This is a genomic window from Bordetella petrii, from assembly GCF_020991325.1.
In the GTDB taxonomy this organism is placed as follows: Bacteria; Pseudomonadota; Gammaproteobacteria; order Burkholderiales; family Burkholderiaceae_B; genus Bordetella_A; species Bordetella_A petrii_E.
The window spans coordinates 1-6,114 of sequence record NZ_JAJMLX010000264.1 but is presented as its reverse complement, the minus strand read 5'-3'; the positions used below and the strand labels follow the sequence as shown (position 1 = coordinate 6,114).

The 6,114-nt window shown below is 64.7% G+C and carries 6 protein-coding genes; 3 read left to right on the top strand and 3 right to left on the bottom strand.

The features are described 5' to 3' along the window. Positions 1 to 9 precede the first annotated feature (9 nt). Positions 10 to 441 carry a M23 family metallopeptidase gene (locus tag LPZ50_RS20280; protein WP_230664363.1) on the top strand — a complete coding sequence of 144 codons (432 nt, stop codon included), beginning with the start codon at positions 10 to 12 and terminating at the stop codon, positions 439 to 441. Between the two features lie 16 nt (positions 442 to 457). Here LPZ50_RS20280 and tldD read toward each other — a convergent pair whose 3' ends face one another. Together tldD and LPZ50_RS20270 are read right to left on the bottom strand one after the other, a co-directional pair. Beyond that, a complete protein-coding gene (tldD, locus tag LPZ50_RS20275; RefSeq protein WP_230664361.1) occupies positions 458 to 1,918 on the bottom strand; it encodes a metalloprotease TldD in 1,461 nt (486 codons plus the stop codon). Positions 1,919 to 1,931: 13 nt separating this feature from the next. Further along, on the bottom strand, positions 1,932 to 2,750 hold the full coding sequence (locus tag LPZ50_RS20270; RefSeq protein ID WP_230664359.1) for a carbon-nitrogen hydrolase family protein: 819 nt from the start codon (positions 2,748 to 2,750) through the stop codon (positions 1,932 to 1,934). Positions 2,751 to 2,886: 136 nt separating this feature from the next. On the opposite strand from LPZ50_RS20270, the gene LPZ50_RS20265 reads away from it, so the two are divergent. Continuing rightward, positions 2,887 to 3,246, top strand: coding sequence for an H-NS family nucleoid-associated regulatory protein (locus LPZ50_RS20265; RefSeq protein WP_230664357.1), 360 nt, complete (start codon positions 2,887 to 2,889; stop codon positions 3,244 to 3,246). Positions 3,247 to 3,336: 90 nt separating this feature from the next. On the opposite strand, the gene LPZ50_RS20260 is transcribed toward LPZ50_RS20265, so the two are convergent. Next, positions 3,337 to 3,972: a DUF4136 domain-containing protein gene (locus LPZ50_RS20260; RefSeq protein ID WP_230664355.1), complete on the bottom strand. Its 636-nt coding sequence runs from the start codon at positions 3,970 to 3,972 to the stop codon at positions 3,337 to 3,339. A gap of 144 nt (positions 3,973 to 4,116) precedes the next feature. Between LPZ50_RS20260 and pepN the strand changes: the two genes are divergently transcribed. After that, positions 4,117 to 6,114: aminopeptidase N (pepN, locus tag LPZ50_RS20255; RefSeq protein ID WP_230664353.1), on the top strand; the 1,998-nt coding region annotated here is incomplete at its 3' end.

Genomic DNA, 6,114 nt, shown 5'->3' with positions numbered 1-6,114 from the left:
CCCTGGCACATGCTGCGCCTGTCGCTGCAGCCGGTGCCCACCACCCTGCCCGTACCCGTGCAGGGTGTGCCGGCCCGCCAACTGGCGGACACCTGGGGAGCCGCCCGGGCGGCCGGGCGCCGCCATGAGGGCGTGGACATATTCGCGCCGCGCGGCACGCCAGTGGTGTCCGCCACCGAAGGCGTGGTCACCCGGGTGGGCACCAACAACCTGGGCGGCCAGGTGGTCTGGGTGTTGGGCCCCGGGCGGCAGATGCACTACTACGCGCACCTGGACGGCTACGCCGACATCGGCCGCGGCAGCCATGTGTTGCCCGGAACCCCGCTGGGCTATGTGGGCAATACCGGCAATGCGCGGGGCACGCCACCGCACTTGCATTACGGCATTTATCAGGCAGGCGGGGCTATCAACCCCTACCCCCTGTTGCGCCCGGGCGGCTGAATACCGCCTGTGGCCTTCAGGCCGTGCCGCCCACCGTCAGGCCGTCCATGCGTACCGTGGGCATGCCCACCCCCACGGGCACGCTTTGCCCGTCTTTGCCGCAAGTACCCACCCCGGAATCCAGCTGCAGGTCGTTGCCGATGAGGCTGACACGGTTCATGGCATCGGGGCCATTTCCGATCAGGGTGGCGCCCTTGACGGGGTACGTGACCTTGCCGTTCTCGATCATGTAGGCCTCGGACGCCGAGAACACGAACTTGCCGTTGGTGATATCGACCTGCCCGCCGCCGAAGTTGGCGGCGTAGATGCCGTGCTTGACCGAAGCGATGATTTCCTCGGGCGGAGTCTGGCCGGCCAGCATGTAGGTATTCGTCATGCGCGGCATGGGCAGGTGGGCGAACGATTCGCGGCGCCCATTGCCAGTGGCCGCCGTCTTCATCAGGCGGGCATTCAGCGTGTCTTGCATATAGCCGCGCAGGATGCCGTCTTCGATCAGCACGTTGCGCTGTGTGGCATTGCCTTCGTCATCGATATTCAAAGAGCCGCGGCGGTCGGGCAGCGTGCCGTCGTCGATCACGGTGACCCCCTTGGACGCCACGCGCTCGCCGATACGCCCCGAAAACACGCTGGAGCCCTTGCGGTTGAAGTCGCCTTCCAGGCCATGGCCCACGGCTTCGTGCAACAGGATGCCAGGCCAGCCCGAGCCCAGCACCACCGTCATTTCACCTGCCGGGGCGGGCCGCGCGTCCAGGTTCACCATGGCCTCATGCACCGCCCGCTCGACATAGCCCTGCAGCACGTCGTCGGTGAAATATGCCAGGCCGGTGCGGCCGCCGCCGCCGGCGTGCCCCATTTCGCGCCGGCCATTGCGCTCGGCGATGACAGTGAGCGACAAGCGCACCAGCGGGCGCACATCGGCTGCCAGGCGCCCGTCGCTGCCGGCCACCAGTACCACGTCATATTCCGCGCCCAGGCCCGCCATGACTTGCATGACATGCGGATCGCGGGCGCGCGCCATCCGCTCGATACGCTCGAGCAGCGCTACTTTTTCCGGCGCGCTGAGCGTGGCCAGCGGGTCCAGGCCTGCATACAGGCTGCGCCCGGCATCGGGGGGCACCTGGGCGGCCACCTTGACCTTGCCCGCGCCGCGGCGGGCGATGCCGCGAACAGTGCGCGCCGACGACAGCAGGGCCTCGGGCGACAGCGAATCGGAATAGGCAAACGCGGTTTTCTCGCCGCTGATGGCCCGCACCCCCACGCCTTGCCCGATGGAAAAGCTGCCCGTCTTGACGATGCCCTCTTCGAGGCTCCAGCCTTCGCTGCGCGTGTACTGAAAGTACAAGTCGGCGTAATCGACCTTGTGGGTGAAGATTTCTCCCAGGGCGCGCGCCATGTCCGCTTCGGTCAGGCCCCAGGGGTCGAGCAGCAGCGACTTGGCGGTAGCCAGGGATTGGATATCGGGATCGATCAGGTTCATAGAATTTCTGTCTTTACAGGACTCGGTGGCGCAGCGCGGGCAGGGACGCGCGCACTTGCGCCAGACGTTCAGGCTCTATCGTACCGCTGACCACGCCCGGCCCTTCAGGCAGCACGTCGATAATTTCGCCCCAGGGGTCGATCAGCATCGAATGGCCCCAGGTGCGCCGGCCGTTCGGATGGCTGCCCCCCTGCGCGGCGGCCAGCACGTAGCATTGGTTTTCAATGGCGCGGGCCCGCAGTAGCAATTCCCAGTGCGCCTTGCCCGTCGTGTAGGTGAAGGCCGCCGGCACCAGGATCAAGTCTACCTGCCCCAGGGCGCGGTACAACTCGGGAAACCGCAGGTCGTAGCACACCGACAGCCCCACCCTGCCCCAGGGCGCATCGAATGCCTGCACCGCCTGCCCGGGGTGAATGGCGATGGACTCGTCGTAGGCCTCGGCTCCGCGCCGGAAATTGAATAAATGGATCTTGTCGTAGCGCGCCACGGCCCGGCCGTCCGGCCCGTATACGAAACTGGTATTGAAAACCCGGTTCGGATCGGGACAAGCCAGGGGCAAAGTGCCGCCCGCCACCCAAATACCATGCCGTGATGCCTGGCCTGCCAGGAAATCCTGGATCGGACCCTGACCGGGCTGTTCCTTTATTTCAAGTTTTTGTAGATCGCCCTGCCCCATAAAACAAAAGTATTCGGGCAGGGACACCAGCCGGGCCCCCGATGCCGCCGCTTTCTCGATTAATTCCTCTGCTTGCCGGAGATTATCCTGCAGCACGGGACTGGACACCATCTGAATGGCAGCCACTGACACCGAATTCGACCCGGAAATACTCATTTTTCAGCCCTTTGGAAATGACAAATTTGGCCCAGCATAATGAATTCAATGGCTGTTTTCTGTATTATTGCGTTTATGGCCAGCCAATAGGCCGCCCGGAAATCAAACCGATTATTAATATTCAGGACTCTTCCTCATGCCCCGCGAAAATTACTCTGCCCTGCAAGCCAAGATAGAAAAAGAAATCACCAAACTCCAGAAAAAAGCGGAAGCCCTGCAAACCAAACGCCGTAAACCGGTTATTGCGTCGATTGTGTCTTCCATGCGCGAATATAATATTACCCCTGAAGAAATCGCCGCCGCACATGGCGGCGCCGCCAAGGCTCCGCGCGCTGCCACGCCCCGTAAATCGCCGGCCGTGAAGCGCCAGGTGGCGCCCAAATACCGCCACCCCAAGACCGGGGAAACCTGGAGCGGCCGCGGCAAGGCTCCGCGCTGGCTGACGGCCGAGGAAGCCGAGGGCAATAACCGCGATACATTCCTGATTGCGGAATAATCGGCGCCATTACCCTTCCGATTGTTGAATATCGGCCAGGTGCGGCCGGCGTTACATTCTGCCGGCCCGCCCATTATTCACCCGACCGCCTCAGCGGCCCAGCGGATATTCAACTTCGCGCTCCGAACCATTATTGCCGGGAAACCCGTCGAAAATGGCGCGGGCCAGGTAAGGCATGGTGCGCACCAGATCCTGCCGGCCAGTGACAATATAAGCCGTCGAACGGTACACCTCGGCCCCGTTGCGGGTGGAGTCATGGATTTCCACATTCAGGCGGTTCCGATACGCCACCGTGGGCACGTCCACCCATTCGGGCCCCCAGTAGCCCATGCCGCCGCCCCACCAGCGCGGGCCGTAAAAGCCGTAGCCTCCGTAGAAATATGGGTCATAGGAGCGGCGCACCATGACCTGGGTCTGCTCGGTACCGTAATTGAACTTCACCAGGAAGCGCGCCGGCTTGCCGCCCTGCGCCTCAACCAGTCCCGTGGGCCCGATACTGGCGCGCACGACATCCTGGTAGGCCTGATATTCGAGATTGCCGGCCTGGCCCGGCGTCGCGTCCGCGAAGCGGTACGTGGCCCCGACCACATCGGCCGGCCATTGCTGGAATGAGGTGACCCGCGCCTGGACGGTGGGGGTGCCGCAGCCGCTCAGCAAGCCCGCCGACAAGGCAACGGCAATCCCCATCCATCGCCACGCGCCTGGCCAGTTTGAAAATCTAGACATGGTAATTCTCCTGCGAGCGCTGTCAGCATATGTGGATTTCGACCGCCCCGGCGGCCGAAAGTTTTCAACCGGATATTACCGGCCATATGAGGCTCGCGGGGTGCCACTACAATATGGCATTGCCTATTCTGACCTGATCGACGCATGCGAACCGAAACGCCTGTAACCGTATATCGCAAGGATTATCAGCCCTATCCTTACGCCATCCCGGAAGTTGCCCTGGCGTTCGACCTGGATCCGGAATCCACCCTGGTGCACAGCACGCTGCGCATCGAGCGCAAGGCCGATGCGCCAGCCGACGCGCCGTTGGTGCTGGACGGCACCGACCTGCAACTGGTGTCGCTGCAGGTAAATGGGCAAGCCTGGTCCGCCGAGCTTTATACGCTCGATGAAGGCGCACTGACGCTGTCCGGCCTGCCCGCCAGCGCCACCGTCGAGATCGCCAGCCGGTGCCGGCCCGCGGAAAACTCCACACTGATGGGCTTGTATGTATCGGGGGGAAATTTCTTCACGCAATGCGAGGCCGAGGGGTTCCGACGCATTACCTGGTTCGCCGACCGCCCCGACGTCATGTCGCGCTACCGGGTTACCTTGCGGGCCGGCGCCGAATACCCGGTGCTGCTGTCCAACGGCAACTTGCTGGCCACCCAGAGCCTGCCCGACGGCCGCCAGGAAGCTCAGTGGGAAGACCCCTTCCCCAAGCCCTGCTACCTGTTCGCGCTGGTGGCCGGACGGCTTACCCACCGTGAAACTACGGTACAGACGGCCAGCGGCCGCCCGGTGCTGCTGCAGGTGTATAGCGACCCCGGCTCCGAAGACCGAACGGAATGGGCGTTGGAATCGCTGGTGCGGGCGCTGCGCTGGGACGAGACCCGCTTCGGCCTGGAACTGGACCTGGACCGCTTCATGGTGGTGGCCGTGCGCGACTTCAATATGGGCGCCATGGAGAACAAGGGCCTGAACGTTTTCAACGCCGCCTATGTGCTGGCCGACCCGCAAACGGCCACCGACGCCAACTATGAAGGCATCGAGGCGGTGATCGGCCACGAGTACTTCCACAACTGGACGGGCAACCGCGTCACCTGCCGCGACTGGTTCCAGCTCAGCCTCAAAGAAGGCCTGACCGTCTTCCGAGACCAGGAATTCACCGCCGACATGATGGCCCGCGCGCTGGACGACGGGGCGGCGGCCAGCGCGCGCGCCGTCAAGCGCATCGACGACGTCGTGACGTTGCGCGCGGCGCAGTATCCCGAAGACGCCGGCCCCATGGCGCACCCCATTCGGCCGGAAAGCTACCAGGAGATCGGCAACTTCTACACCGCCACGGTGTACGAGAAAGGCGCCGAGGTCATCCGCATGCAGCACACCCTGTTGGGCAGCGAGGGCTTTCGCGCCGGCATCGACGAATACTTCCGCCGCCATGACGGCCAGGCCGTGACCTGCGACGACTTCGTGGCGGCCATGGAATCGGTTTACACGCGCCAGCATCCTGGACGCGACCTGGCGGTATTCCGCCGCTGGTACCGGCAGGCGGGCACACCGCGCGTGGCGGTCAAGCTGGACTACGATGCCGCGAGCCGCCGCTGCACCGTGACGCTCAGCCAGCGCTGCCCGCCGGTGGGTGTGGAACGCCGCGCCGGCGACGATTACGCCAAGGCGCCCTTCCATATTCCCTTTGCCCTGGGCCTGCTCGACCCGCAGGGCCGCGCGCTGCCGCTGCGCCAGGCCGACAGCCCGCAAGACACCGTACTGCTCGAACTCACGCAGGAAACCCAGCAATGGGTGTTCGAGGATATTCCCGCGCGGCCGGTGCCGTCGCTGCTGCGCGGCTTTTCCGCGCCTGTCATCGTCGAATACGGCTGGACGGATGCCGAATTGGCCCTGCTGTCCGCGCATGATGCCGACCCCTTCGCCCGCTGGGAAGCCGGCCAGGAACTGGCCACTCGCCAGATCCTGGCATTGGCGGCCTGCCACCAGTCGGGCAATGGCATGCAGGTGGATGGCAACTTCATCGAGGCCTGGCGCGCCCTGCTGACCGACCCGGCGCTGGACGCGGGCTACCGCGCGCGCGCGCTGGCCCTGCCTTCGGAAAAAACCCTGGCCGAGCGCATGGAGGCCATCGACCCGCCCGCCCTGGCCGCC

Bases quoted from the DNA above. Each gene is read 5' to 3' on its own strand.
- LPZ50_RS20260 (WP_230664355.1), bottom strand. From the start codon at position 3,972: ATGTCTAGATTTTCAAACTGGCCAGGCGCGTGGCGATGGATGGGGATT.
- LPZ50_RS20280 (WP_230664363.1), top strand. From the start codon at position 10: ATGCTGCGCCTGTCGCTGCAGCCGGTGCCCACCACCCTGCCCGTACCC.
- LPZ50_RS20265 (WP_230664357.1), top strand. From the start codon at position 2,887: ATGCCCCGCGAAAATTACTCTGCCCTGCAAGCCAAGATAGAAAAAGAA.
- tldD (WP_230664361.1), bottom strand. From the start codon at position 1,918: ATGAACCTGATCGATCCCGATATCCAATCCCTGGCTACCGCCAAGTCG.
- LPZ50_RS20270 (WP_230664359.1), bottom strand. From the start codon at position 2,750: ATGAGTATTTCCGGGTCGAATTCGGTGTCAGTGGCTGCCATTCAGATG.